The following is a 25,912-nucleotide window of genomic DNA, read 5'->3' as shown; positions in this document are numbered from 1 at the left end:
CGGGCCGGTCGTGAGCCTGGCGTCCGCACGCTTTCGTGGCAGACGACGCCCAGGGGGGCACATGAGGCACCGCGCGAGAACGATCCTCGCCGCAACCGCACTCGTCATCGGATCCACACTGGCCGCACTACCCGCCGCGGCCCAGGCCCAGCCCGCACCCGGCACCGGATCCGGTGCCGACGAGGTACGGGTCTACGACGCCGACATCACCCGCGAGCAGGTCCCGCTCGTGCTCGCGGCCGGGCAGGACGCCCACGAACTCGCCGAACGCGCCCCGGAGACCGGCACCGCCAAGGTCGAACTCTTCCTCACCGGCGGTCAGGCGAAGCAACTCGCCGCCCAGGGGATCAAGCTCGCCGAACGCAAGGCGTCCGCCCAGGGCCTGGCCCGCGCCAAGGCCGCCGGTGACGGGGTGTTCCGCCCGTACAGCGGCAAGGGCGGTCTCCAGGAGGAGATCCTGCGCACGGCGCAGGAGCACCAGGCCCTCACCAAGGTCGTCTCCATCGGCAAGACCGTCCAGGGCAAGGACATCCTCGCCCTCAAGGTCACCAAGAACGCCAAGAAGGGCAGGGACGGCGACAAGCCGTCCGTGCTCTACATGTCCAACCAGCACGCCCGTGAGTGGATCACCCCCGAGATGACCCGGCGGCTGATGCACCACACGCTCGACAACTACGGCAAGGACCCTCGGGTCACCAAGCTGGTGGACTCCACGGAGCTGTGGTTCCTGCTCTCCGCCAACCCCGACGGCTACGACCACACCTTCACCGCCGACAGCGCCCGACTGTGGCGCAAGAACATGCGCGACAACAACGGCGACGGGAAGATCACCGGCGGCGACGGCGTCGACCTCAACCGCAACTTCTCCTACAAGTGGGGCTACGACAACGAGGGCTCCTCACCGAACGCGTCGAGCGAGACCTACCGCGGCCCGGGGGGCGGCTCCGAACCGGAGACCCGCGCGCTCGACGCCTTCCAGAAGCGCGTCGGCTTCGAGTACGCCATCAACTACCACTCGGCCTCCGAACTGATCCTCTACGGCGTCGGCTGGCAGGTGGCCACCCCCACTCCGGACGACGTCGCCTACCGGGCCCTCGCCGGCACCCCGGAGAACCCGGCCGTCCCCGGCTACCTCCCGCAGCTGTCCTCCGAGCTCTACACCACCAACGGCGAGGCCGACGGCCACGCCGCGAACGTCAACGGCATCATGATGTTCACGCCGGAGATGACCACCTGCCAGACGGCCTCCGAGATCGACCCGAACGACGCGTGGAAGCCCGAGGACTGCGCCTCCGGCTTCAACTTCCCGGACGACGAGAAGCTGATCCAGGGCGAGTTCGCCAAGAACATCCCCTTCGCGCTGACCGTCGGCGAGAGCGCCGCGCACCCCGACCGGCCGGCCTCCGCCGTCGGCCTGAGCGCCGCCGACTTCACCGTGGACCCCTTCACCACCTCCTACGCCGCCCGCGGCGAGGACCAGACGGTCTCCGTCACCGCCCGCAAGGCCCTGCGCGACAAGGAACTCAACTACCGGATCAACGGCGGTCGCACGCACGACGAGGACCTCAAGGCCTGGAAGGGCGGCGACGTCTACGGCGGCGAGGACAACAACTGGTTCGACGAGTACCGCGCGAAGGTCGACGGCGCCCGCCCCGGTGACAAGGTCGAGGTCTGGTTCACCGGCCGCGACCGCTCCGGCAAGCAGGTCTCCGGCGAGCACTTCACGTACACCGTCGCCGAGCGGCCCCGCGCGGACGTCCTCGTCATCGCCGAGGAGGGCGCGAAGGCGCAGCACGCCGCGGCCTACGTCGACGCGCTGCGCGCCAACGGGAAGTCCGCCGCCGTCTGGGACGTGGCCACCCAGGGCGTCCCGCACCACCTCGGGGTGCTGTCGCACTTCGGGACCGTCGTCCACTACACCGGCGCCAAGACCCCCGGCGGCGACACCCAACTGGCGGTCCGCGACTTCCTCAACGAGGGCGGCAAGCTCATCGAGGCCGGTGAACTGGCGGGCGGCAACGCCCAGGTCGGCCGGGCCGTGACCAACGACTTCAGCCAGTACTGGCTCGGCGCCTACGGGCGCGCGAGCGTCGGCGCCCCCACCGGCTTCACCGGCACCGGCGCCCTGAACGGCTCCAAGGCGGGCCTCGGCGACGCGGCGGGCAACCCGCTCAACGCCCCCGGCGCCTACACCGTGACCTCCGAAACCCTGCCGCCCGCGCAGTTCCCGCAGTTCAGGAGCGCCCAGGCGGGCCAGTACGCCGGGGTGGCCAACCCGTACGCCCCGTACGCGGGCGCCGGGATGGCCTCGGCCACCCACGCCGACGACGACTGGAAGCGGCTCACCCGCACCATCGACCTGACCGGGGTCACCGCCGCCGACAAGCCGCAACTCAAGCTGGCCCTCAACTGGAACACCGAGGAGGGCTACGACCACGCCGCCCTGGAGGCCCGTACGGCCGGCGGCGACGACTGGACCACGCTCCCGGACACCGGCGGCCTGAGCTCGACCACCGTCCCCGCGGAGTGCGAGGCCGGGTTCCTCCTGAACGGACACCCGTTCCTGCGCCGCTACCTCACCCTCGACGGCGGCGGCTGCACGCCGCAGGGCACCAGCGGCACCTGGAACAGCTTCACCGGCTCCTCCGGCGGCTGGAAGCAGGTCACCTTCGACCTGAGCGCCTGGGCCGGCAGGTCCGTCGAGGTCTCCCTCTCCTCCATCACCGACCCGGGCTCCGGCGGTCGCGGCGTGTTCGCGGACGAGGCCCGACTCAACGTCGGCGGGGCGGACCGGGACGCGGAGGGGTTCGAGACCTCCCTCGGCACCTGGGCCGCGCAGGGCGCCCCTGCCGGAAGTCCCGATGTTCCGGGCGATTGGTCCAGGACCGGTGAACTGTTCAAGTCCTACGCGTCGGTCACTACGCGTGACACGGTGCTCCTCGGCTTCGGCCTGGAACACGTGCCGGCCACGGCGGACCGCGCCCTACTCGTCGGTAAGGCGCTCCGAGCGCTGAACCGCTGATCAGCGCCCCTTCCGTCACTCACCCTGAGTGACGGGCACAAAGTCCCGGGGGACCCGTACCGGTACCGGTGGTACGGCCCCCGGGGCGTGTCAGGCCTCGATCGATGTCACTCCGAAGCTCACGGAGAGGTAGGGTCGTAAGCGGTCGGGGACATCCCATACAGCTCGCCGGCGGACAGGCCGGCGCACCCAACGAGGAGATCGGTTCGTGACGATCCGCGTAGGCATCAACGGTTTTGGCCGAATTGGCCGCAACTACTTCCGGGCGCTCCTGGAGCAGGGAGCGGACATCGAGATCGTCGGTGTCAACGACCTGACTGACAACGCGACCCTGGTGCACCTGCTCAAGTACGACACCATCCTGGGCCGCCTCAAGGCCGAGGTCTCCCACACCGACGACACCATCACGGTCGACGGCAAGACCTTCAAGACGTTCGCCGAGCGTGACCCCGCGAACCTCCCCTGGGGTGAGCTGGGCGCCGACATCGTCATCGAGTCGACCGGCATCTTCACGAAGAAGGCCGACGCCGCCAAGCACATCGCGGCCGGCGCGAAGAAGGTCCTCATCTCGGCTCCGGCCAAGGACGAGGACATCACGATCGTGATGGGCGTCAACCACGACAAGTACGACGCGGCTTCCCACCACGTCATCTCCAACGCCTCCTGCACCACCAACTGCGTGGCGCCGATGGCCAAGGTCCTCGACGAGAACTTCGGCATCGTCAAGGGCATGATGACGACGGTCCACGCGTACACGAACGACCAGCGCATCCTGGACTTCCCGCACTCGGACCTGCGCCGCGCCCGCGCCGCCGCCGAGAACATCATCCCGACGTCCACCGGGGCCGCCAAGGCCACCGCGCTGGTCCTCCCGCAGCTCAAGGGCAAGCTGGACGGCATCGCCATGCGCGTCCCGGTCCCCACGGGCTCGGTCACCGACCTCGTACTGGAGCTCTCCCGCGAGACCACCGTGGAAGAGATCAACGCCGCCTTCCAGAAGGCCTCCGAGGGCCAGCTGAAGGGGATCCTCGACTACACCGAGGACGCCATCGTGTCCTCGGACATCGTCAACTGGCCGGCCTCCTGCACCTTCGACTCCTCCCTGACGATGGTGCAGGACGGAACGCAGGTTAAGGTCGTCGGCTGGTACGACAACGAGTGGGGCTACTCCAACCGTCTCGTCGACCTCACCGTCTTCGTCGGCGGTCAGCTCTAAGTACGCAGGGCAAGGCACCACGATGTGAGTACAGGGTCCGGGTGGCGCGATGGAGCGCCGCACGGGCCCTGTTGCTTGCCTCGTTCTCCCTTCCTCGCCCTTCGGGTGAAGGCATCAAAGGAGTAGAAACACATGAAGACGATCGACGAACTGCTCGCCGAGGGCGTCAAGGGCAAGCGGGTCTTCGTCCGCGCGGACCTCAACGTCCCGTTCGCCAAGGGCACCACCACGATCACCGACGACGGCCGCATCCGCGCCGTCCGGCCGACCGTCGCGAAGCTCGCCGAGGCCGGCGCCCGCGTGGTCGTCGCCTCGCACCTGGGCCGCCCGAAGGGCACCGGCGTGGAAGCGGAGTTCTCCCTCGCCCCCGCCGCCGCCCGCCTCGGCGAGCTGCTCGGCGCCGAGGTCGCGTTCGCCACCGACACCGTCGGGGCGTCCGCCAAGGAGACCGTCGCCGCCCTCACCGACGGCCAGGTCGCCGTTCTGGAGAACCTGCGCTTCAACGCCGGTGAGACCTCGAAGGACGACGCCGAACGCGGCGCCTTCGCGGACCAGCTCGCCGAACTGGCCGACGTCTACGTCGGCGACGGCTTCGGCGCCGTCCACCGCAAGCACGCCTCGGTCTTCGACCTGCCCGCGCGCCTGCCGCACGCGGCCGGTTACCTCATCGCCACCGAGGTCGGCGTCCTGAAGAAGCTGACCGCCGAGGTCGAGCGCCCGTACGTGGTGGTCCTCGGCGGCGCCAAGGTCTCCGACAAGCTCGCCGTCATCGACGAGCTGCTCGGCAAGGCCGACCGCATCCTCATCGGCGGCGGCATGGCCTACACCTTCCTCAAGGCCCAGGGCCACGAGGTCGGCATCTCCCTGCTCCAGGAGGACCAGATCCCGGTCGTCACGGAGTACATGAAGCGTGCCGAGCAGACCGGCGTCGAGCTGGTCCTCCCGGTCGACGTCCTGGTCTCGGCCGACTTCCCGGACCTGAAGACCAAGGCCCCGGCGGACTACACCACGGTCGCCGCCGACGCGATCCCCGCCGACCAGGAGGGCCTGGACATCGGCCCGAAGACGCGCGAGCTCTACGCCTCGAAGATCGCCGATGCCAAGACCGTCTTCTGGAACGGCCCGGTCGGCGTCTTCGAGCACCCCGACTACGCGGGCGGCACCACCGCCATCGCGCGGGCACTCGTCGACAGCGACGCCTTCACCGTCGTCGGCGGTGGCGACAGCGCCGCGGCGGTCCGCATCCTGGGCTTCGACGAGAACGCCTTCGGTCACATTTCCACCGGTGGCGGCGCAAGCCTCGAATACCTCGAAGGCAAGACGCTCCCCGGCCTCGCTGCCCTGGAGGGCTGAACCCACATGACCGCAGTTGAAAACGGCCGCACCCCGCTGATGGCGGGCAACTGGAAGATGAACCTCAACCACCTCGAGGCCATCGCCCACGTCCAGAAGCTCGCCTTCGCACTGGCCGACAAGGACTACGACGCCGTCGAGATCGCGGTCCTGCCGCCCTTCGTCGACCTGCGCTCGGTCCAGACCCTGGTCGACGGCGACAAGCTGAAGATCAAGTACGGCGCCCAGGACATCTCGCAGTACGACTCCGGCGCCTACACCGGCGAGATCTCCGGCCCGATGCTGGCGAAGCTGAAGTGCTCCTTCGTGGCCGTCGGCCACAGCGAGCGCCGTCAGTACCACGGCGAGAACGACGAGATCTGCAACGCCAAGGTCAAGGCCGCGTACAAGCACGGGATCACGCCGATCCTGTGCGTCGGCGAGGGCCTCGACGTCCGCAAGGCCGGCGAGCAGGTCCCGTACACGCTGAAGCAGGTCGACGGCGGCCTCAAGGACCTCCCGGCCGATCTGGCCGAGTCCATCGTGATCGCGTACGAGCCCGTCTGGGCCATCGGGACCGGCGAGGTCGCCACCCCCGAGGACGCGCAGGAGGTGTGCGGGGCGATCCGCGGCCGCCTCGCGGAGCTGTACTCGCAGGAGCTGGCCGACAAGGTCCGCATCCAGTACGGCGGCTCCGTGAAGTCCGGCAACATCGCCGCGATCATGGCCCAGCCCGACGTCGACGGCGCCCTGATCGGCGGCGCGGCACTGGACGTGGACGAGTTCGTCAAGATCGCTCGCTTCCGCGACCAGTGAGTATGCGGTAGGGCGGATCCGTCGTACCCTTGCGGGGGCCAGGGGCTGCACCGGCAGCCGCTGGCCCCCGCGCCCGTCGCAGGTCCGGTGAATCAAGCCAAGAATGCCCAGAAAGTAGGAATCAGCCGTGATTATGGGGTTCTCGATCGCCCTGGTCGTCTTCAGCGCCCTGCTGATGCTGCTCGTGCTGATGCACAAGGGCAAGGGCGGCGGCCTCTCCGACATGTTCGGCGGCGGCATGCAGTCGTCGGTCGGTGGTTCCTCCGTGGCGGAGCGCAACCTGGACCGCATCACCGTCGTGGTCGGCCTCCTGTGGTTCGCGTGCATCGTCACGCTCGGCCTCTTCATGAAGACGAGCAGCTGACCGGTTTTGGTCATTGCGGCGGTACCGGCCACCGTGACGGGCCTATCCTGAGGTCCGGCGTTCCGGTTGCGGAACAAGTGATTCTGCTCGGCTTCACGTAGATCCGGGGCGCCCTCAGCGGGTATTCCTCACGCTTGGCGGCACCATCACGCAGGGAGTTACGACCGTGGCAAGTGGCAACGCGATTCGTGGAAGTCGGGTCGGAGCCGGGCCGATGGGCGAGGCCGAGCGCGGCGAATCCGCGCCCCGTCTGCGCATCTCCTTCTGGTGCTCGAACGGGCACGAGACGCAGCCCAGCTTCGCCAGCGACGCGCAGGTGCCCGACACCTGGGACTGCCCGCGCTGCGGATTCCCGGCCGGACAGGACCGGGACGACCCGCCCGCCCCGCCGCGCACCGAGCCCTACAAGACGCACCTCGCGTACGTACGGGAACGGCGCACGGACGCCGACGGCGAAGCCATCCTCGCCGAGGCGCTCGCGAAGCTCCGCGGCGAGATCTGAGACTCGGCGCGAACCTGAGCAGCACTCAAGAGTGACCGGGGGCCCGGTCCGTGGGAGTACGAATCCCGCGGGCCGGGCCCCTTTGTGTGCGTTGTCCACCTTCGGATCCCTTAGGTTTGGAGGCGGCGGGGCACAACAGGACAGGAAGAAGTGGGTTGATGTCCGAGATGAACGCAGACAGCCGTACGAGGCTCAACCGGACGCCCGAGTGGAGCGCACTCGGCAAGCACCGCGACGAGCTGGGGCAGACGCATCTGCGGGAGCTGTTCGAGACCGACCCGGACCGGGGCACCAACTACACCCTGCGGGTCGGCGACCTGTACATCGACTATTCGAAGCACCTCGTGACGGACGAGACGCTCGCGCTGCTGCGCGAACTGGCGTCCGTGACCGGTGTGGCGGAACTGCGGGACGCCATGTTCCGCGGCGAGAAGATCAACACGACCGAGGACCGGGCGGTCCTGCACACCGCGCTGCGCGCGCCGGCGGACGCCGTGGTCGAGGTGGACGGCGAGAACGTCGTACCCGGCGTGCACGAGGTCCTCGGCAGGATGAGGGCCTTCTCCGACCGCGTCCGGTCGGGGGAGTGGAAGGGCCACACCGGCAAGCCGATCAAGAACGTCGTCAACATCGGCATCGGCGGATCCGACCTCGGTCCGGCGATGGCGTACGAGGCGCTGCGCGCCTTCACCGACCGCTCGCTGACCGTGCGCTTCGTGTCCAACGTGGACGGCGCCGATCTGCACGAGGCGGTGAAGGACCTGGACCCGGCCGAGACCCTGTTCATCATCGCGTCCAAGACCTTCACGACCATCGAGACCATCACGAACGCCACCTCGGCGCGCACGTGGCTGCTGGCGGGTCTCGGCGGCGACCAGGCGGCGGTGGCGCGGCACTTCGTGGCGCTGTCGACCAATGCCGAGAAGGTCGAGGACTTCGGCATCGACACGGCCAACATGTTCGGGTTCTGGGACTGGGTCGGCGGACGCTACTCCTTCGACTCGGCCATCGGCCTCTCGCTCATGATCGCCGTCGGCCCGGACGCCTTCGAGGAGATGCTCGGCGGCTTCCACGCGATGGACGAGCACTTCCGTACGGCCCCGCCGGAGCAGAACGCCCCGTTCCTGATGGGCCTGTTGGGGATCTGGTACGGCGGCTTCCACGACGCGCAGTCGCACGCGGTCCTCCCGTACAGCCACTACCTGTCGCGCTTCACCGCGTACTTGCAGCAGCTGGACATGGAGTCGAACGGCAAGTCCGTCGACCGGGACGGCAACCGGGTGGACTGGCAGACCGGGCCGGTGGTGTGGGGCACGCCCGGCACCAACGGGCAGCACGCGTACTACCAGTTGATCCACCAGGGGACGAAGCTGATCCCCGCCGACTTCATCGGATTCGCCCGGCCCGTGGCCGAGCTGCCGCCGACCCTGTCGGCCCAGCACGACCTGCTGATGGCGAACTTCTTCGCGCAGACCCAGGCCCTGGCCTTCGGCAAGACCGCCGAGGAGGTACGGGCGGAGGGCGTCGCCGAGGAGCTCGTCCCGCACAAGACGTTCCGGGGCAACCATCCGACGACGACGATCCTCGCCACCGAGCTGACCCCTTCGGTCCTGGGCCAGCTGATCGCGCTCTACGAGCACAAGGTGTTCGTCCAGGGCGCGGTGTGGAACATCGACTCCTTCGACCAGTGGGGCGTCGAACTCGGCAAGGTCCTCGCCAAGCGCGTGGAGCCGGCCCTGACGGAGGGCACGGGCACCGAGTCCATGGACCCGTCGACCCGGACCCTGGTGGCCGCCTACCGCGAGCTGCGCGGCCGCGCCTGACCCGCGGACGAAGGGCCCGTCCCCCGCAGCCGTGTGGTCGCGGGGGACGGGCCCTTCGTGCGTACGTACGGGGAGCGGTCAGGCGGAGGCCGGCGGGTACATGCCGGACGGCAGCCCGGCCGCGGCCGCGCGGTCCAGCAGCCACAGGGTGCGGCTGCGGCCGACTGCGGCGGCCGCCGGGGCCTGGACGCCGCCCGCCCCGCCGAGGGCGAGGGCGACCGCGCCGGCCTTGTCCTCGCCGGCCGCCAACAGCCAGACCTCGCGGGCCGCCCGGATGGCCGGGAAGGTGAGGGAGACCCGGGTGGGGGGCGGCTTCGGGGCGCCGTGCACACCGACGACCGTACGCTCGGTCTCGCGGGTCGCGGGGTGCTCGGGGAACAGGGACGCCACGTGGGTGTCGGGGCCGACGCCCAGCATCAGTACGTCGAAGCGGGGGACCGGGCCGTGGTCCTCGGGGCCCGCCGCCTTCGCCAGCAGGGCGGCGTAGGCCGCCGCCGCCGCGTCCACGTCGGCGCCGTACGGGCCGTCGGAGGCGGGCATCGCGTACACGCGGGCCGGGTCCACCGGGACGGAGTCCAGGAGGGCCTCGCGGGCCTGGGTGTGGTTGCGCTCGGGGTCGCCCTCGGGGAGGTACCGCTCGTCGCCCCACCACAGGTCGACGCGGGCCCAGTCGATCGCGTCCCGGGCGGGTGCGGCGGCGAGGGCCGCGAGCAGGCCGTTGCCGTTGCGGCCGCCCGTCAGGACCACGGAGGCGCTGCCGCGGGCCGCCTGCGCGTCCACGATCTTCGTGATGAGCCGGGCCGCCGCGGCCTGGGCCATCAGCTCCTTGTCCCGGTGGACGACGACCTGGGGAGTCGTCATACCCATGTGCTGCCGCCTTATTGGTAGTTCCGGGGTGCGGGTGGTGCGGGTGGTGCGGGGTGGCACTGGGCGGGGCCCTTACCCCGGAGGGAAAGGGCCCCGTACAGCTGCTACTTGGCGCCGGCCTTCTTGGCCGGCTTGGCGGCCGGCTTCGGGGCCGGGGCGTCGGCCGGGGCGTCCGCCGCGGGCTCCGCCCGGTCGGCTGCCTTGGTCGCGGCCGGCTTCGTCCCGGCCGGCTTCGCCGGCGCCTTGCCCCCGGTCGCCGCCGCGGCGGAGGCCTCCAGCCGGGCCACGCCGAACTTCAGCGAGGCCTCGTAGGTGTTGTCCGGGTCGAGCCGGCGCAGTTCCTCCGCCAGCAGCTCGGCCGTGTCGCGGCGCTTGAGCGCCACCGCGCGGTCGGGCTGTCCCGGAATGCACAGCGTGGCCAGGGCGCCGTCCGCGCGGTCCAGGACGATCACGCCGTCCTTGGTCTCCATGCGTACGGCGGTCAGCCCCGGGCCGCCCGACAGGGTGCGGTTGACGGGTACGCCGAGGCGGTCCGCCATCCACATCGCCAGCAGCTCGCAGCTCGGGTTGTCGTCCTCGCCCTCGACGACCGCCGAGACGACCGCCACGTCCGGATGCTGGTCCAGCGCGGCGGCCAGCATCGAGCGCCACGGCGTGATCCGGGTCCAGGACAGGTCCGTGTCGCCGGGGGCGTAGGCCGCCGCCCGGCCGCCGAGGGCCCCGATGGGGTCCTCGCACGAGTACGTGTCCGTGATCCGGCGCTGCCCCAGCGCGCCCAGCGGATCGCCCGCCAGGTCGGCCGGAGCACCCTCCGGCCACCAGACGACCACGGGGGCGTCGGGCAGCAGGAGCGGGAGAACCACCGACTGGGCGTGGTCGACCAGTTCACCGTGCAGGCGGAGCACAACCGTTTCGCCGGTGCCGGAGTCCGCACCGACGCGGATCTCCGCGTCGAGACGGGCTTCGCGGCGGCTGCGCGGCGAGCGGCTGACCCGCTTGACGACGACGATGATCCGCGAGGGGTGTTCGTGGGAAGCGTCGTTCGCCGACTTGAGCGCGTCGTACGCGTTCTCCTCGTCGGTCACGATCACCAGCGTGAGGACCATGCCGATGGCCGGCGTGCCGATGTCCCGGCGTGCCTGCACCAACGCGGCGTTGATCCTGCTGGAGGTGGTCTCCGTGAGGTCGATCTTCATGGCCGGCGCCAGCTCCGTCCGTCTCGTGCGAGCATCTCGTCCGCCTCGACCGGCCCCCAGGTACCCGCCGGGTACTGGGCGGGCTTGCCGTGCTTGTCCCAGTACTCCTCGATCGGGTCGAGGATGTTCCAGGACAGCTCGACCTCCTGGTGGCGCGGGAAGAGGTTCGCGTCACCCAGCAGGACATCGAGGATCAGCCGCTCGTACGCCTCGGGGCTGGATTCGGTGAAGGACTCGCCGTAGGCGAAGTCCATCGTGACGTCCCGGACCTCCATCGAGGTGCCGGGCACCTTGGAGCCGAAGCGGACGGTCACGCCCTCGTCCGGCTGGACCCGGATGACCAGGGCGTTCTGCCCCAGCTCCTCGGTCGCGCCCGACTCGAACGGCAGGTAGGGGGCCCGCTTGAAGACGACGGCGATCTCCGTCACCCGACGGCCCAGGCGCTTGCCCGTCCGCAGGTAGAACGGGACGCCGGCCCAGCGGCGGTTGTTGATCTCCAGGCGGATGGCCGCGTAGGTGTCGGTCTTCGACTTGGGGTCGATGCCGTCCTCTTCGAGGTACCCGACGACCTTCTCGCCGCCCTGCCAGGCTCCCGAGTACTGGCCGCGCACGGTGTGCTTGCCCAGGTCCTCGGGCAGCTCCACGGCGGTCAGCACCTTGAGCTTCTCGGCCACCAGCGCCTTCGGGTGGAAGGAGCCGGGCTCCTCCATCGCGGTGAGCGCCAGCAGCTGCAGCAGGTGGTTCTGGATGACGTCGCGAGCCGCGCCGATGCCGTCGTAGTAACCGGCCCGGCCGCCGATGCCGATGTCCTCGGCCATCGTGATCTGCACGTGGTCGACGTACGACCGGTTCCAGATCGGCTCGAACATCGTGTTGGCGAAGCGGAGCGCCAGGATGTTCTGGACGGTCTCCTTGCCGAGGTAGTGGTCGATCCGGAAGACCTCGTCACGGGGGAAGACCTCGTGAACGACCTTGTTGAGCTCTTCCGCGCTCTTCAGGTCGTGGCCGAAGGGCTTCTCGATGACGGCGCGCCGCCAGGAACCCTCCTTCTGCGCCAGACCGTGGTCCTTGAGCTGCTGGACGACCTTGGGGAAGAACTTCGGGGGCACCGAGAGGTAGAAGGCGAAGTTGCCGCCCGTCCCCTGGGCCTTGTCCAGTTCCTCGATGGTCGCCTTGAGGGTCTCGAAGGCCGCGTCGTCGTCGAAGTCGCCCTGGACGAACCGGCAGCCCTGCACCAGCTGCTGCCAGACCTCCTCGCGGAAGGGGGTGCGCGAGTGCTCCTTGACCGCGTCGTGCACCTCCTGGGCGAAGTCCTCGTCCTGCCACTCGCGGCGGGCGAACCCGATCAGCGAGAAGCCCGGCGGCAGCAGGCCGCGGTTCGCGAGGTCGTAGACGGCCGGCATGAGCTTCTTGCGCGACAGGTCACCCGTAACGCCGAAAATGACCAGGCCGGACGGCCCCGCGATGCGCGGGAGCCGCCGGTCCTGTGCGTCACGAAGCGGGTTCGCTCCGTTTACCGACAAAAGACTCAGTCCTCCGTGGGGGCGAGGCGCTTGAGCTCCGCCTCGGTCGACTTCAGCAGGTCGTTCCACGACGCCTCGAACTTCTCGACGCCCTCGTCCTCGAGCAGCTGCACCACATCGTCGTACGAGATGCCGAGCTTCGCGACCGCGTCGAGCTCGGCGCGGGACTGCTCGTAGGTGCCGCGGATGGTGTCGCCGGAGACCTCGCCGTGGTCGGCGGTGGCCTCCAGGGTGCCCTCGGGCATGGTGTTCACGGTGCCGGGCGCGACCAGGTCCACCACGTACAGGGTGTCCTTGTAGGCCGGGTCCTTGACGCCGGTCGAGGCCCACAGCGGACGCTGCTTGTTGGCCTGCGCCTTGTCCAGGGCCGCCCAGCGCTCGCCGCCGAACACCTCCTCGAAGGCCTCGTAGGCCAGACGGGCGTTGGCGAGGGCCGCCTTGCCCTTCAGGGCCTTGGCCTCGTCGGTGCCGATGCCGTCCAGACGCTTGTCGATCTCGCTGTCCACGCGGGACACGAAGAACGACGCGACCGAGTGGATCTTGGAGAGGTCCAGGCCCGCGGCCTTCGCCTTCTCCAGGCCCGCCAGGTAGGCGTCCATCACGGCGCGGTAGCGCTCCAGCGAGAAGATCAGCGTCACGTTGACGCTGATGCCCTTGCCGATGACCTCGGTGATCGCCGGCAGGCCGGCCTCGGTCGCCGGGATCTTGATCAGGGTGTTCGGGCGGTCCACCAGCCAGGCGAGCTGCTTGGCCTCGGCGATGGTCGCCGTGGTGTTGTGCGCCAGGCGCGGGTCGACCTCGATCGACACGCGGCCGTCCTGGCCCTCGGTCCGGTCGTAGACGGGCCGCAGGATGTCGGCGGCGTCGCGGACGTCCACCGTCGTGATCATGCGGATGGCCTCGTCGACGGTGACCTTGCGGGCGGCGAGGTCCGCGAGCTGCTGCTCGTAGCCGTCACCGCTGCTGATGGCCTTCTGGAAGATCGACGGGTTGGTGGTGACACCGACCACGTGCTGCTGGTCGATCAGCTCGGCGAGGTTGCCGGACGTGATGCGCTTGCGGGACAGGTCGTCCAGCCAGATCGCCACGCCCTCGTCGGAGAGGCGCTTGAGTGCGTCTGTCATGGGAATTGCATCTCCTACTGGTTCTTGTACCGGTTCAGCGCGCGTCAGCGGCGTTGAGGGAGGCCTGGGCGGCTGCGGTCACGGCCTCGGCGGTCAGGCCGAACTCGCGGTACAGCACGGCGCCGTCGGCCGAGGCACCGAAGTGCTCCAGCGACACGATCCGGCCCGCGTCGCCGACGTAACGGTGCCAGGTCAGGCCGATGCCGGCCTCGACTGCGACTCGCGCCTTGACGGACGGGGGCAGGACGCTGTCCTTGTACTCCTGGTCCTGCTCCTCGAACCACTCGACGGACGGCATCGAGACGACGCGGGTCGGGACGCCCTCGGCCTGCAGCGCCTCGCGCGCGGCGACGGCGAGCTGGACCTCGGAGCCGGTGCCGATCAGGAGCACCTGCGCGGGGCCGCCCTCGGCCTCGAACAGGACGTAGCCGCCCTTGGCCGCGTCCTCGTTCGCCGGGTAGGTGGGTACACCCTGGCGGGTGAGGGCCAGGCCGTGCGGGGCGCCCTTGCCGTACACCTTGGTGTGACGCCGCAGGATCTCGCGCCAGGCGATGGCGGTCTCGTTCGCGTCGGCCGGGCGGACCACGTTCAGACCCGGGATGGCGCGCAGCGCGGCGACGTGCTCGACCGGCTGGTGGGTCGGACCGTCCTCGCCGAGGCCGATGGAGTCGTGCGTCCACACGTACGTGACCGGCAGGTGCATCAGCGCGGACAGTCGGACGGCGTTGCGCATGTAGTCGGAGAACACCAGGAAGGTGCCGCCGTAGATGCGGGTGTGGCCGTGCAGGGCGATGCCGTTCATGGACGCGGCCATGGCGTGCTCGCGGATGCCGAAGTGGATGGTGCGGCCGTACGGGTCGGCCTCCGGCAGCGGGTTGCCCACCGGCAGGAACGAGGAGTTCTTGTCGATGGTGGTGTTGTTGGAGCCGGCCAGGTCGGCCGAACCGCCCCACAGCTCCGGGATGACCGCGCCGAGCGCTTCGAGGACCTTGCCGGAGGCGGCGCGGGTGGCGACGCCCTTGCCGGGCTCGAAGACGGGGAGCTTGTCCTCCCAGCCCGCGGGCAGCTCGTTGGCCTCGATGCGGTCGAAGGACGCGGCGCGCTCCGGGTTGGCGGTGCGCCAGGCGGAGAAGTCCTTCTCCCAGGCGGCGCGGGCCTCACGGCCCCGCTCGCCGAGGGCGCGGGTGTGGGCGATGACCTCGTCGGAGACCTCGAAGGTCTGCTCCGGGTCGAAGCCGAGCACGCGCTTGGTCGCGGCGACCTCGTCGTTGCCGAGCGCCGAGCCGTGGGCGGCCTCGGTGCCCTGGGCGTGCGGGGCCGGCCAGGCGATGATCGAGCGGGCGGCGATGAAGGAGGGGCGGTCCTTCTCGGCCTTGGCGGCCTCGAAGGCGGCGTACAGCGCCTTCGGGTCGAGGTCGCCGTTCTCCAGCGCGGCGACGCGCTGGACGTGCCAGCCGTAGGCCTCGTACCGCTTGAGGGTGTCCTCGGAGACGGCCGTCTCCGTGTCGCCCTCGATGGAGATGTGGTTGTCGTCCCAGAGCAGGACCAGGTTGCCGAGCTTCTGGTGTCCGGCCAGGGCCGACGCCTCGTGGGAGATGCCCTCCTGGAGGCAGCCGTCACCCGCGATCGCGTAGATCATGTGGTCGAACGGAGAGGTGCCCGCCGCGGCTTCCGGGTCGAACAGACCGCGCTCGTAGCGGGCGGCCATGGCCATGCCCACCGCGTTCGCGATGCCCTGGCCCAGCGGACCGGTGGTGGTCTCGACGGCGGCGGTGTGGCCGTACTCCGGGTGACCGGGGGTCTTGGAACCCCAGGTGCGGAACGCCTTGAGGTCGTCCAGCTCCAGGCCGAAGCCACCGAGGTAGAGCTGGGTGTAGAGGGTCAGGGACGAGTGCCCCGCGGAGAGCACGAAGCGGTCACGACCGACCCACTGGGGGTCAGCAGGGTCGTGCCGCATGACCTTCTGGAACAGGGTGTACGCGGCGGGAGCCAGGCTCATCGCGGTACCGGGGTGGCCGTTCCCGACCTTCTGGACCGCGTCGGCGGCCAGGATGCGGGCGGTGTCGACGGCCCGCTGGTCCAGTTCGGTCCACTCGAGCTCTGTGGTGGTCGGCTTGGTGCTCACCGTTGGTCAGGGCTCCTCTCCACATGTTGTTTTCCCGGTGACGAACGGTGCCACCGGCGCGATTCCGAGCCTACCCCCGCCAGGGCGTGCGGCTATTCGAGTGCCGGTAGTGCGTCGCCGGGTCGGCGTCCGCTGTTCACCTGGGTTCGCGCCTACCCCGGTCCGATCGGCTCAACACGAGGCGACCCCCGCGCAGGGCGACGCAAGAGCAACGTCTAGAGTGGCGTGGTACGCGCAAGCCTTTACCGGACCTTCATGTCATGGAGGGGCCGAGTCGGAGCTTGCTGGATTCTCTCTCAGGGGTGTGCGTGACGGCCGTCGAATCCCGTCCAGCGGGGGTGCTCGGGACGAGCCCCGGTCACCGGCCGTTCGGGGCCCGGGCCATGGCATTCGTGGCACTGACGAAGCCGCGGATCATCGAGCTGCTGCTCATTACGACGGTGCCGGTCATGTTCCTCGCGGAACAGGGCGTGCCGTCGCTGTGGCTGGTCCTCGCGACCTGCTTCGGCGGTTATCTGTCCGCGGGCGGCGCGAACGCGCTGAACATGTACATCGACCGCGACATCGACGCGCTGATGGACCGCACGTCGCAGCGGCCGCTGGTGACCGGCATGGTGAGCCCGCGGGAGTGCCTGGTCTTCGGCATCTCCCTCGGGGTGATCTCCACCCTGTTCTTCGGTCTCCTCATCAACTGGCTGTCGGCCGCCCTCGCGCTGGGCGCGCTCCTCTTCTACGTCGTCGTCTACACGATGCTGTTGAAGCGGCGCACCTCGCAGAACATCGTCTGGGGCGGGATCGCCGGCTGCATGCCGGTGCTCATCGGCTGGTCGGCGGTGAAGAACGAGGTCTCCTGGGCCGCGATCATCCTCTTCCTCGTCATCTTCTTCTGGACGCCGCCGCACTACTGGCCGCTGTCGATGAAGGTGAAGGACGACTACGCCCGGGTCGGCGTGCCGATGCTGCCGGTCGTGGCCGGCAACCGGGTCGTCGCCCGCCAGATCGTCCTCTACAGCTGGGTCATGGTGGGCGTCTCGCTCCTGCTGACCCCGCTGGGGTACACCGGATGGTTCTACACGACGGTCGCGCTGCTGGCCGGCGGCTGGTGGCTGTGGGAGGCGCACGCGCTGCACGCCCGGGCCAAGTCCGGGCTGACGGGCGCGAAGCTGAAGGAGATGCGGCTGTTCCACTGGTCGATCACCTACGTCTCGCTCCTCTTCGTCGCCGTGGCCGTGGATCCCTTCCTCAGCTGATGCTTCCTCCGCTCATTACCCGCCGGTAGCATGCCGTACATGGCAGACACCGCAGACAAGAAGCAGGACCGTACGGCGGCGAAGCTGGCCCGACAGATCGGCGCGTTCGCCAAGGAGCACGGCGGCGCCGAGGGCCAGCTCGCGCACATCGGCCAGGCCGGCACCCGGATCGTCCTCGTGGGCACCGACGGCGGCTGGGGCGACCTCGTCGCCCCGACGTACGAGGTGGCCCGGCTGGCGGCGCAGAAGTCCGGCCTGACCTTCCTGGACGAGTTCGACGGGGAGCTGGCCGCCCGGGTGCGGACGGGCCCGTACGAGTGGTCCCGCATGGCGGGCCTCCAGCTCGGCGGCCCCGCCAACCCGAAGGCCTGACCGGCGCGGCGGCGCACCGCGAAAATGCGCCCCGGGCAACACCTCATGCCCCACTCACCCGTTAGGACGTGTGGAAGCCGCTTCCTCACGTCCGCAACGGGATGCCCGGATGATCGAAACGCCGCCCTTGGTGGACCAGTACTGCCACGGAGTGCTCCGTACGGAGCTGGGCCTCGGCACCTTCGAGGCCGCTCTGGTCCCGTCGGCCGGTCCGCCGGCTGCGGGCACCACCCTCTTCGACACCCAGACGGGCTTCGCGGTGCGCCGCTGGTGTCCGCCGCTGCTGGGGCTCGAACCGCACTGCGCGCCCGCCCGCTACCTGGCGCGTCGCCGGGAGCTGGGCGTCGCCGAGGCCGGGCGCAGGCTGCTGCGCGGGGCGGGGGTCGGGGCGTACCTCGTGGACACGGGGCTGCCGGGGGACCTCACCGACCCCAAGGAGCTGGCCCTGGCGGGGGACGCGCCGACCTACGAGGTGGTGCGGCTGGAGTTACTGGCCGAGCAGGCCGCCGACACCTCGGGGACCGTGGCGGCCTTCCTGGCCAACCTGTCCGGGGCCGTCCACCACGCCGCCTCGGGCGCCGTCGCCTTCGGCTGCGGGGCCGCCGCGGTCGCGGCCGCCGTCGAGGCCGAGCCGCCGGGCCCCGGTGAGGTGCGCGGGGCGGCCGGGCGGTGGCTCGCCGGCCGGGGCAGGGGCGGCGCCGTACGGGACCCCGTCCTGCTGCGGCACCTGTTGTGGAGCGCGGTGGCTTCGGGGCTGCCGCTCCAACTGCACGCCGGTGGGGCCTCTCCGGAACCGCTGGCCGGGTTCGTACGGGCGACCGCGGGACGGGGTGCGCGGCTGGTGCTGCTCGGCACCTACCCGCACCACCGGCAGGCGGCCCGGCTCGCGGCGGCCCACCCGCACGTGTACGCCGACCTCGGCCCGGACCCGGCGCGTACGGGGGCCCGGGCGGCCGCCGTGCTGGCGGAGCTGCTGGAGCTCGCGCCGTTCGGGAAGCTGCTGTTCTCCAGCGGGGGGCGAGCGCTTCCCGAGCTGCACGCGGTCGGCGCCCTGGTGTTCCGCGAGGCGCTGGGCCGGGTCCTGGGCGGCTGGGCCGCCGACGGGTCCTGGTCGAGGCGGGACGCGGACCGGGTCGCGGCCCTGCTCGCGGCGGGCAACGCCCGGCGGGTCTACCGGTTGGACGAGCGGGGCTGAGCCGCCCCGCCCGCCCCGTCGGGAGCCGTCAGACGGTCGAGAGCTGCGGGTCGCCCTGCGCGGGGACCTCCGTGTGGACGGCGGGGCGCTCGCGCAGGGAGAGGGCCACGCGCAGTACCGCGATCCACACGAGGCAGGAGCCGAACATGTGGGCGGCGACGAGCACCTCGGGCAGCTCGGTGAAGAACTGCACGTAGCCGATGGCGCCCTGGGCGAGGAGCACGACCAGTAGGTCGCGGGCCCGGGCCCGGGTGTCGGTGGGGGCGTCCACGACGCGCAGCACCAGCCACATCGCGACGGCGAGCGCGCAGACCAGCCAGGCGGCGATGGCGTGGACGTGGGCGGTGGTCGCCCAGTCGAACGGCATGCGCGGGACTTCGCTGCTGTCGCCGGCGTGGGGACCGGAGCCGGTCACCACGGTGCCCGCGGCGATCAGGACGAACGTGGTGGCGACCAGCGCCCAGGAGAGCTTGCGCACCGGAGCGGGAACCCGCGGCTTGGGTGCGCCGTCGCCCTCGCGGGCGCGCTGCCAGGTGAGCGTGGTCACGGTGATCAGCGCGGTGGCGAGCAGGAAGTGCCCGGCCACGCTCCACGGGTTGAGCTTGGTGTGGACGGTGATCCCGCCGAGCACGGCGTTGCCGCACACGACCCAGAACTGGGCCCAGCCGAGCTTGGTCAGCGACCGGCGCCACGGCTTGGCGCACCGGGCGGCCAGGATGCACCAGCCGACGGCGGCGCTGACCACGTAGGTCAGCATCCGGTTGCCGAACTCGATGGCGCCGTGGATGCCCTGGGCCTGAGTGGTGATCAGGCTGTCGTCGGTGCACTTGGGCCAGGTGTCGCAGCCGAGACCGGATCCGGTCAGCCGCACCGCCCCGCCGGTGATGACGATGACGACGGTCATGACGAGGGCGGCGAGTGCGGCTCGCTGGACGATCCGGGGTGAGGGGGTCCAGCGGGCGGCGAGGTAGGCGAAGGGATTGAACACGCACCTATCGTAGGCGGCGCCTTGTGCAAAGTTTCACGAGGGGGTGGGTGCCGCCGCGTCCGGGCCGATGACCAGGCGGAACCGGGCGCCGGCCGGGTCGCCCTCGGCGTGCCACCACACGCGCACGCACCAAAGGGCGCCGTCGCCGGGGTAGTCCGGCGACTCCCGGAAACCCCGGACGAGTTCGGACGCCACGTCCTGCGCAGTCCGATTCCGCACGTCTGCCCCGTCATGCCAGGGATGTCCCTGTACGTTCCACAGTCCGTCGGCGCCGCGCACGTCGACGCGCCACACGGCCCGCCAGGGCGTGACCTCCAGCATCGTGGAGACCTGGTCGGCCTCCAGCCCCAACCGGGCGGCGATCTCGGGAGCGGGCACGCCCTGGATCCGGGCGGCCACCACGGCCTGCGGCAACAGCCGTTCGGGCAGCAGCCCGTCGGCGCGCAGACCGGCGAGGGAGTCGAAGGCGAGGAAGCGCAGCCGCAGTTCCAGTTGCCGCCCGACGTGGTCCAAGGCCTCCTCGGCCTCCTGCGCCTCCTCCGGGCCGGGCGCGGCGAGCAGCAGGGCGCGGAACCCGGCCTCGGCGTCCACCGCCCAGGCGACCGCGTCCGCGGCGAAGCCCAGCTCCGCGAGCCGGTCGCCGAGGAAGACCTTGGCCTGGGCCAGCCCCCGACGGTTGACCGGGTCGTGCTGGTCGAGGCCGGCCCACACCTCGACGGCGGCCCGGGTCAGGTCGCGGGCGCGTTCGCCGGCGGCCCGTTCCATCGCGTTGGGGCCGTTCTCGGAGCCCGTGCCGAGCGGGTGGCGCGGCAGGCGGTCCGCGTCGCTGAGCGGCCAGGCCAGCCATACGCCCTGGTTGATCAGGCCCCGGGCGTACCACCGGGCGTACTCGGGCGCGTGGCCGGCCGCCTGCTGCCCGTGGTGCAGCCCCTCCTCGATGGCGGCCAGGGCCCCGGCCCGGTCGCCGGCCGCGAAGCGGCGCGCCGCGAGGTCGCCGAGGCGCAGCCCGAGCCGGGCGGCGCATTCGGCGTCGGCCCGGGCGGGCTCGCGGAGCGCGCCGATGAGTTCGCCGAGCAGCCGCTCGCTCTCGGCGGGGTCCGCCTGAGCGGCCCCCGACCGGATCCGCGCCCACTGCTCGTCCAGCCGCAGAACGGCTTCCCGCTGCGCCATGCCCGCCCCCGGCATCCTGCTCGTGCGTCGCTGATGTGTGGAGGCGCTCATCCTCCCGCCAGGCCAACGCTCAGGGGAAGGGATTCACTCCCAGCGGAAGGTGCGGGCCGCCGCGCCGAGGCCGAGCACCGCCCAGCCGGCCAGCACGGCGGTGTCGGTCCAAGGCGGCGCGGCCCCGTGCTGGAGCACCTCGCGCAGCCCGTCGGACAGCGCGGAGATGGGCAGCAGCCCGAGGACGGACTGGACGGCTTCGGGGAACTTGTCGAGCGGGACGATCACACCGCCGCCGACGAGCAGCAGCAGGAACACCAGGTTCGCGGCGGCCAGCGTCGCCTCGGCCTTGAGGGTGCCGGCCATCAGCAGTCCGAGGCCCGAGAAGGCGGCCGTGCCCAGCAGGACCAGGGCGGCCACCGCGAGCGGGTTGCCGTGCGGGGACCAGCCCAGGGCGAAGGCGATCACGGTCAGCAGCGCGATCTGGAGCACCTCGGTGACCAGCACCGACAGGGTCTTGGCGGCCATCAGGGCCCAGCGCGGCAGCGGGGAGGCGCCGAGCCGCTTGAGGATCCCGTAGCGCCGGTCGAAGCCGGTGGCGATGGCCTGGCCGGTGAAGGCGGTGGACATCACGGCGAGGGCGAGGATGCCGGGGGCCAGGAAGTCGACGGACTTCTCGGCGCCGCCCGCTCGAACGGGCACGGTGATGATGTCCACGGAGGAGAAGAGGGTCAGCAGCAGCGCCGGGATGATCACGGTGAGCAGCAGCTGTTCGCCGTTGCGCAGCAGCATCCGGGTCTCCAGCGCGGTCTGCGCCAGGATCATCCGGGACACCGGCGCGGCCCCCGGCCGGGGGGTGAACGTACCGACGCTCATGAACGCAGCTCCTTGCCGGTCAGTTCCAGAAAGACGTCTTCGAGGGTGTGCCGCTCCACGGAGAGGCTGCTCGGCATCACCCCGTGCTGGGCGCACCAGGAGGCGACGGTGGCCAGCAGCTGGGGGTCCACGTCGCCGGTGACCCGGTAGGAACCGGCCGTCAGCTCGGCGGCCTGGGTACCGTCGGGCAGGGCCTTGAGCAGCGAGGCGAGGTCGAGGGAGGGGCGGCCGGTGAAGCGCAGGGTGTTCTCGGCGCCGCCGCGGCACAGCTCTTCGGGGCTGCCGTGGGCGATGACCCGTCCCGCGTCCACGATGGCGACCTCGTCGGCCAGCTGCTCGGCCTCGTCCATGTGGTGGGTGGTGAGCACGACGGTGACCCCGTCGGCCCGCAGTTCCCGTACGAGTTCCCAGGTCGCGCGGCGGGCCTGGGGGTCGAGGCCGGCGGTCGGCTCGTCCAGGAAGACCAGCTCGGGGCGGCCCACCACGGCCATCGCGAGCGCGAGGCGCTGCTGCTGGCCGCCGGAGAGGCGCCGGTAGGGGGTGCGGCCGCAGCCGCCGAGGCCGAGGCGTTCCACCAGGACGTCGACGTCGAGGGGGTGCGCGTACAGCCGGGACATGTGGCGGAGCATCTCGACGGCGTGGGCGCCGGAGTAGACCCCGCCGGACTGGAGCATGACGCCGATCCGGGGGCGCAGGGCCTCGGCGCGGGTGACGGGGTCGAGGCCGAGGACGCGGACGGTGCCCGCGTCGGGTCGGACGTAGCCCTCGCAGGTCTCCACCGTCGTCGTCTTGCCCGCGCCGTTGGGACCGAGGACCGCGGTGACCGAGGCGCCGGGGACGGTGAGGTCCAGGCCGTCCACCGCTGTTTTGGGGCCGTACCGCTTCACCAGTCCGCGGATCTCCACGGCGGGGTCGTTGCTCATGGGGGTCGAGTCTACGGAGCGGGGGGAGGGGTCCTTGGTCCTGGGGGTGGCGGGGTCGGGGGCCCGCCGGTCGGTGACCTTTTCGGGAGCTCGGGGGCGGGCGGCCGCCCTAGCGTTGAGTGGTGAACAGCATCGCTCAGAACGTCGAAGCCACTTCCGGGCAGGCCGCGCACAAGGCCCACGACCTGGGGCATCCGCCGCGGTACTTCGTTTCGGCGATGCTGGCGGGCGCGTACATCGGCATCGGTGAGGTGCTGCTGCTCGTGGCGATCTCGCCGTTCGTGGCCAAGGGCTCGGCGGCGGTGAAACTGCTGGAGGGCGCGGTCTTCCCGGTGGCGCTGACCATCGTCATGTTCGCCGGGGCCCAGCTCTTCACCAGCAACGTGATGGTGATGCTGGTCGGGGCGCTGTCCGGGCGGACCGGGCCGCGGGACCTGTTCGCGTCCTGGGGGCTGTCCCTGGCGGGGAACCTGGTCGGCGCCTTCGTGTTCGGGGCGATGGTGCACGCCTCCGGGGTGACCTCCTCGCCGGCCGCGCGGGCGATGCTGACCGAGATGGTCCACGCGAAGACGGAGCTCGGCGGCGGTCAGCTCTTCTGGCGGGCGGTGCTGTGCAACATGCTCGTCTGCCTGGCGATCTGGATGTTCACCCGGGCCCGGGGTGACGCGGCGAAAATTTTCGTCCTGTGGCTGCCCGTGGCCGTTTTCGTGGCCGTCGGATTCGAACACTGTGTCGCGAACATGGCTCTTTTCAGCCTGGCGATCCTGGATGGCCCAGTCGGTTTCGGTGACCTTTTCCGGAACCTGATGTTCACCGTTCCCGGGAACATCGTGGGCGGGGGCTTGCTGGTGGGAGCCGTTTACTGGTTCACCGGCGGTGCTCACCGAGAGCGTGGAATCACGGGGTCCGATTAACTCTCCGTAGACAAATTAGGTAACCCTTAGTGATGGAAGCCACCAGGGGTGGCGTCCATCACGGCTTGTCGCCGCTCGGTTAATTACGCAACAATGGCGTTGTGAAATACGGCGAACGGATGATCGAGACCCCTCAGGGGGAACTCGTGACCGGGGAGCGGTCAACCCGCAACCGGGTCGCGCGCTCCATCCTGGACCACGGTCCGTCCACCGTCGCCGACCTCGCGCAGCGTCTGGGCCTCACTCAGGCCGCCGTGCGCCGCCACCTCGACACGCTCGTCGCCGACGACGTGGTCGAACCCCGTGAGCAGCGTGTGTACGGTGCGCGCACGCGGGGGCGGCCCGCCAAGGTCTTCGCGCTCACCGACTGCGGCCGCGACGCCTTCGACCAGTCCTACGACACGCTCGCCGCGGACGCCCTGCGCTGGATCGCGCGGGCCGCCGGCGGCGGGGAGCAGGGGGAGGCGGCCGTCGCCGCCTTCGCCAAGGCGCGGATGGAGGCGCAGGCGGAGCCCTACCGGGAATCCGTCGAGGCCGCCGCCCCCGCGGACCGCGCCGAGGCCCTTGCCAAGGCGTTGACCGGGGACGGGTACGCTGCTACGGCGAAGAGCGCTCCCGGTCCGCACAGCGGTGAACAGCTCTGTCAGCACCACTGCCCGGTAGCACACGTCGCCGAGCAGTTCCCGCAGCTCTGCGAGGCGGAGACCGAGGTCTTCTCCCGCCTGCTCGGGACGCATGTGCAGCGCCTCGCCACGATCGCCCACGGCGACGGGGTGTGCACGACGTTCATTCCGCGAAGCGCCACACAGACCGACACATCAGTATCTTCAAGTACGGCCGGGAGGAACCCCGCATGACCACGGAGACTGCTCACCCTGAGCTCGATGGCCTGGGCACCTACGAATACGGCTGGGCCGACTCCGACGCGGCCGGCGCCGCTGCCAAGCGGGGCCTGTCCGAGGACGTCGTCCGAGACATCTCGTCGAAGAAGTCCGAGCCGGAGTGGATGCTGAACCTCCGCCTCAAGGGCCTCAAGCTGTTCGGCAAGAAGCCCATGCCCAACTGGGGTTCCGACCTCTCGGGCATCGACTTCGACAACATCAAGTACTTCGTGCGTTCCACCGAGAAGCAGGCCGCTTCGTGGGAGGACCTGCCCGAGGACATCAAGAACACGTACGACAAGCTCGGCATCCCCGAGGCGGAGAAGCAGCGCCTCGTCGCCGGTGTCGCGGCCCAGTACGAGTCCGAGGTCGTCTACCACCAGATCCGCGAGGACCTGGAGGAGCAGGGCGTCATCTTCCTCGACACGGACACCGCGCTCAAGGAGCACCCGGAGCTCTTCCAGGAGTACTTCGGCACGGTCATCCCGGTCGGCGACAACAAGTTCGCGTCGCTGAACACCGCGGTGTGGTCCGGCGGCTCCTTCATCTACGTCCCCAAGGGCGTGAAGGTCGACATTCCGCTCCAGGCCTACTTCCGTATCAACACGGAGAACATGGGCCAGTTCGAGCGGACGCTGATCATCGTCGACGAGGACGCCTACGTCCACTACGTCGAGGGCTGCACCGCCCCGATCTACTCCTCGGACTCGCTGCACAGCGCCGTGGTCGAGATCATCGTGAAGAAGGGCGGCCGCTGCCGCTACACGACGATCCAGAACTGGTCGAACAACGTCTACAACCTGGTCACCAAGCGCGCCGTGGCGTACGAGGGCGCGACCATGGAGTGGATCGACGGCAACATCGGTTCCAAGGTCACCATGAAGTACCCGGCGGTCTACCTGATGGGCGAGCACGCCAAGGGCGAGACCCTGTCCATCGCCTTCGCGGGCGAGGGCCAGCACCAGGACGCCGGCTCCAAGATGGTCCACATGGCGCCGTACACCTCCTCCAACATCGTCTCCAAGTCGGTGGCGCGCGGCGGTGGCCGTACCTCCTACCGAGGTCTCGTGGAGATCGGCGAGGGCGCCCACGGCTCGAAGTCGAACGTGCTCTGCGACGCGCTCCTGGTCGACACCATCTCCCGCTCGGACACGTACCCGTACGTGGACGTCCGCGAGGACGACGTGTCGATGGGCCACGAGGCGACCGTCTCCAAGGTCTCCGACGACCAGCTCTTCTACCTGATGAGCCGCGGTCTGACCGAGTTCGAGGCCATGGCCATGATCGTGCGCGGCTTCGTCGAGCCGATCGCGCGCGAGCTGCCGATGGAGTACGCGCTGGAGCTGAACCGGCTGATCGAGCTGCAGATGGAGGGGTCGGTCGGATAGTCCCGACCGCCCGACCGCCCGCAGACATTCTTTGACGTAGGAAAGAGAGCACGA

The 25,912-nt window shown here is 70.5% G+C and carries 22 protein-coding genes; 13 read left to right on the top strand and 9 right to left on the bottom strand.

Annotated elements, in window-relative coordinates; genetic code table 11:
• The first annotated feature begins 61 nt into the window (after positions 1–61).
• The 7 genes from ACFY0I_RS24345 (at position 62) to pgi (ending at position 9,075) form a co-directional block, all read left to right on the top strand.
• A complete protein-coding gene (locus tag ACFY0I_RS24345; protein WP_388899494.1) occupies positions 62–3,022 on the top strand; it encodes a M14 family zinc carboxypeptidase in 2,961 nt (986 codons plus the stop codon).
• 208 nt (positions 3,023–3,230) lie between these two features.
• On the top strand, positions 3,231–4,238 hold the full coding sequence (gene gap / locus ACFY0I_RS24340) for a type I glyceraldehyde-3-phosphate dehydrogenase (protein WP_281209416.1): 1,008 nt from the start codon (positions 3,231–3,233) through the stop codon (positions 4,236–4,238).
• Between the two features lie 132 nt (positions 4,239–4,370).
• The gene (locus tag ACFY0I_RS24335) at positions 4,371–5,591 is read left to right on the top strand and encodes a phosphoglycerate kinase (protein ID WP_388899491.1); all 1,221 of its coding nucleotides are present in this window, start codon (positions 4,371–4,373) and stop codon (positions 5,589–5,591) included.
• Positions 5,592–5,597: 6 nt separating this feature from the next.
• Entirely contained in the window at positions 5,598–6,386 is a 789-nt protein-coding gene (gene tpiA / locus ACFY0I_RS24330) for a triose-phosphate isomerase (RefSeq protein WP_388899488.1), read from the top strand.
• Between the two features lie 133 nt (positions 6,387–6,519).
• On the top strand, positions 6,520–6,750 hold the full coding sequence (gene secG / locus ACFY0I_RS24325; RefSeq protein ID WP_362878819.1) for a preprotein translocase subunit SecG: 231 nt from the start codon (positions 6,520–6,522) through the stop codon (positions 6,748–6,750).
• A 166-nt stretch (positions 6,751–6,916) separates the two neighbouring features.
• Positions 6,917–7,252, top strand: coding sequence for an RNA polymerase-binding protein RbpA (locus ACFY0I_RS24320; protein ID WP_386521618.1), 336 nt, complete (start codon positions 6,917–6,919; stop codon positions 7,250–7,252).
• 167 nt (positions 7,253–7,419) lie between these two features.
• Positions 7,420–9,075: a glucose-6-phosphate isomerase gene (pgi, locus tag ACFY0I_RS24315; RefSeq protein WP_388899886.1), complete on the top strand. Its 1,656-nt coding sequence runs from the start codon at positions 7,420–7,422 to the stop codon at positions 9,073–9,075.
• Positions 9,076–9,153: 78 nt separating this feature from the next.
• On the opposite strand, the gene pgl is transcribed toward pgi, so the two are convergent.
• The 5 genes from pgl to tkt form a co-directional block, all read right to left on the bottom strand.
• The gene (gene pgl / locus ACFY0I_RS24310; RefSeq protein WP_388899485.1) at positions 9,154–9,936 is read right to left on the bottom strand and encodes a 6-phosphogluconolactonase; all 783 of its coding nucleotides are present in this window, start codon (positions 9,934–9,936) and stop codon (positions 9,154–9,156) included.
• Positions 9,937–10,046: 110 nt separating this feature from the next.
• Positions 10,047–11,138: a glucose-6-phosphate dehydrogenase assembly protein OpcA gene (gene opcA, locus ACFY0I_RS24305; RefSeq protein WP_388899483.1), complete on the bottom strand. Its 1,092-nt coding sequence runs from the start codon at positions 11,136–11,138 to the stop codon at positions 10,047–10,049.
• On the bottom strand, positions 11,135–12,661 hold the full coding sequence (gene zwf, locus ACFY0I_RS24300) for a glucose-6-phosphate dehydrogenase (protein ID WP_281209421.1): 1,527 nt from the start codon (positions 12,659–12,661) through the stop codon (positions 11,135–11,137). The genes opcA and zwf overlap by 4 nt, the downstream gene beginning before the upstream one ends.
• A 5-nt stretch (positions 12,662–12,666) precedes the next feature.
• Complete coding sequence (gene tal / locus ACFY0I_RS24295) at positions 12,667–13,785, bottom strand: transaldolase (RefSeq protein WP_385580375.1); 1,119 nt, start codon at positions 13,783–13,785, stop codon at positions 12,667–12,669.
• A gap of 34 nt (positions 13,786–13,819) precedes the next feature.
• Positions 13,820–15,910: a transketolase gene (gene tkt / locus ACFY0I_RS24290; RefSeq protein WP_388899479.1), complete on the bottom strand. Its 2,091-nt coding sequence runs from the start codon at positions 15,908–15,910 to the stop codon at positions 13,820–13,822.
• 308 nt (positions 15,911–16,218) lie between these two features.
• Here tkt and ACFY0I_RS24285 point away from each other — a divergent pair, with 308 nt between their 5' ends.
• The 3 genes from ACFY0I_RS24285 (at position 16,219) to ACFY0I_RS24275 (ending at position 18,727) form a co-directional block, all read left to right on the top strand.
• Positions 16,219–17,160: a heme o synthase gene (locus ACFY0I_RS24285; RefSeq protein ID WP_388899476.1), complete on the top strand. Its 942-nt coding sequence runs from the start codon at positions 16,219–16,221 to the stop codon at positions 17,158–17,160.
• A 39-nt stretch (positions 17,161–17,199) separates the two neighbouring features.
• Positions 17,200–17,532: a hypothetical protein gene (locus ACFY0I_RS24280; protein ID WP_388899473.1), complete on the top strand. Its 333-nt coding sequence runs from the start codon at positions 17,200–17,202 to the stop codon at positions 17,530–17,532.
• A 109-nt stretch (positions 17,533–17,641) separates the two neighbouring features.
• Positions 17,642–18,727: an amidohydrolase gene (locus tag ACFY0I_RS24275; protein WP_388899470.1), complete on the top strand. Its 1,086-nt coding sequence runs from the start codon at positions 17,642–17,644 to the stop codon at positions 18,725–18,727.
• Positions 18,728–18,755: 28 nt separating this feature from the next.
• Here ACFY0I_RS24275 and ACFY0I_RS24270 read toward each other — a convergent pair whose 3' ends face one another.
• The 4 genes from ACFY0I_RS24270 to ACFY0I_RS24255 form a co-directional block, all read right to left on the bottom strand.
• Positions 18,756–19,715 carry a heme A synthase gene (locus ACFY0I_RS24270; protein WP_388899467.1) on the bottom strand — a complete coding sequence of 320 codons (960 nt, stop codon included), beginning with the start codon at positions 19,713–19,715 and terminating at the stop codon, positions 18,756–18,758.
• Between the two features lie 33 nt (positions 19,716–19,748).
• On the bottom strand, positions 19,749–20,885 hold the full coding sequence (locus tag ACFY0I_RS24265) for a hypothetical protein (protein ID WP_388899464.1): 1,137 nt from the start codon (positions 20,883–20,885) through the stop codon (positions 19,749–19,751).
• Positions 20,886–20,969: 84 nt separating this feature from the next.
• Positions 20,970–21,752 (bottom strand): ABC transporter permease, encoded by a 783-nt coding sequence (locus ACFY0I_RS24260; RefSeq protein ID WP_388899461.1) that lies wholly within the window; start codon positions 21,750–21,752, stop codon positions 20,970–20,972.
• On the bottom strand, positions 21,749–22,675 hold the full coding sequence (locus ACFY0I_RS24255; protein ID WP_388899458.1) for an ABC transporter ATP-binding protein: 927 nt from the start codon (positions 22,673–22,675) through the stop codon (positions 21,749–21,751). The genes ACFY0I_RS24260 and ACFY0I_RS24255 overlap by 4 nt, the downstream gene beginning before the upstream one ends.
• A 122-nt stretch (positions 22,676–22,797) precedes the next feature.
• Here ACFY0I_RS24255 and ACFY0I_RS24250 point away from each other — a divergent pair, with 122 nt between their 5' ends.
• The 3 genes from ACFY0I_RS24250 to sufB all read left to right on the top strand — a co-directional run bounded on the left by ACFY0I_RS24250 (position 22,798) and on the right by sufB (position 25,858).
• A complete protein-coding gene (locus ACFY0I_RS24250; RefSeq protein ID WP_388899455.1) occupies positions 22,798–23,589 on the top strand; it encodes a formate/nitrite transporter family protein in 792 nt (263 codons plus the stop codon).
• Between the two features lie 101 nt (positions 23,590–23,690).
• The gene (locus tag ACFY0I_RS24245) at positions 23,691–24,446 is read left to right on the top strand and encodes a helix-turn-helix transcriptional regulator (RefSeq protein WP_388899452.1); all 756 of its coding nucleotides are present in this window, start codon (positions 23,691–23,693) and stop codon (positions 24,444–24,446) included.
• A complete protein-coding gene (gene sufB, locus ACFY0I_RS24240) occupies positions 24,443–25,858 on the top strand; it encodes a Fe-S cluster assembly protein SufB (protein WP_388899449.1) in 1,416 nt (471 codons plus the stop codon). Before ACFY0I_RS24245 ends, sufB begins: the two co-directional genes overlap by 4 nt.
• Positions 25,859–25,912: the final 54 nt, after the last annotated feature.

The organism is Streptomyces sp. NPDC001568, from assembly GCF_042893755.1.
Taxonomy (GTDB): Bacteria; Actinomycetota; Actinomycetes; order Streptomycetales; family Streptomycetaceae; genus Streptomyces.
This window is presented reverse-complemented; position numbering and strand designations above follow the sequence as displayed.

Coding starts and splice junctions, on each gene's coding strand:
- ACFY0I_RS24345 (WP_388899494.1), top strand. CDS start 62: ATGAGGCACCGCGCGAGAACGATCCTCGCCGCAACCGCACTCGTCATC.
- ACFY0I_RS24335 (WP_388899491.1), top strand. CDS start 4,371: ATGAAGACGATCGACGAACTGCTCGCCGAGGGCGTCAAGGGCAAGCGG.
- tpiA (WP_388899488.1), top strand. CDS start 5,598: ATGACCGCAGTTGAAAACGGCCGCACCCCGCTGATGGCGGGCAACTGG.
- secG (WP_362878819.1), top strand. CDS start 6,520: ATGGGGTTCTCGATCGCCCTGGTCGTCTTCAGCGCCCTGCTGATGCTG.
- pgi (WP_388899886.1), top strand. CDS start 7,420: ATGAACGCAGACAGCCGTACGAGGCTCAACCGGACGCCCGAGTGGAGC.
- pgl (WP_388899485.1), bottom strand. CDS start 9,936: ATGACGACTCCCCAGGTCGTCGTCCACCGGGACAAGGAGCTGATGGCC.
- opcA (WP_388899483.1), bottom strand. CDS start 11,138: ATGAAGATCGACCTCACGGAGACCACCTCCAGCAGGATCAACGCCGCG.
- tal (WP_385580375.1), bottom strand. CDS start 13,785: ATGACAGACGCACTCAAGCGCCTCTCCGACGAGGGCGTGGCGATCTGG.
- ACFY0I_RS24280 (WP_388899473.1), top strand. CDS start 17,200: ATGGCAGACACCGCAGACAAGAAGCAGGACCGTACGGCGGCGAAGCTG.
- ACFY0I_RS24275 (WP_388899470.1), top strand. CDS start 17,642: ATGATCGAAACGCCGCCCTTGGTGGACCAGTACTGCCACGGAGTGCTC.
- ACFY0I_RS24265 (WP_388899464.1), bottom strand. CDS start 20,885: ATGGCGCAGCGGGAAGCCGTTCTGCGGCTGGACGAGCAGTGGGCGCGG.
- ACFY0I_RS24260 (WP_388899461.1), bottom strand. CDS start 21,752: ATGAGCGTCGGTACGTTCACCCCCCGGCCGGGGGCCGCGCCGGTGTCC.
- ACFY0I_RS24255 (WP_388899458.1), bottom strand. CDS start 22,675: ATGAGCAACGACCCCGCCGTGGAGATCCGCGGACTGGTGAAGCGGTAC.
- sufB (WP_388899449.1), top strand. CDS start 24,443: ATGACCACGGAGACTGCTCACCCTGAGCTCGATGGCCTGGGCACCTAC.